The sequence below is a fragment of the Pseudomonas sp. 1152_12 genome (assembly GCF_052850675.1).
Window position 1 is genome coordinate 1 of record NZ_VXCW01000075.1, and the last position, 205, is coordinate 205.

The window sequence follows — 205 nt, forward strand, 5'->3', positions numbered from 1 at the left end:
AGTGATCTGACCACCTTCGTTCACTGCGCTTGGCGCGGTCAGCGTTACGGTCGTGGTGTTATCGGTGTCCGGAGTATCAGTCACTGTTGTGGTGACTTTATCGGTCCCAGGAACCAAGTTCTCAAAGTGCTCGCCGCCAGTGACACCCTTGATAGCGGTGGTAACGGTTTGATCGCCTTTGTACACATCATCAGGAGCTACGACG

1 protein-coding gene is annotated in these 205 nt (G+C 54.1%); it reads right to left on the minus strand.

What is annotated here, in order from left to right:
- Positions 1-205: immunoglobulin-like domain-containing protein (locus FW764_RS28180; RefSeq protein WP_446436735.1), on the minus strand; the 205-nt coding region annotated here is incomplete at both ends.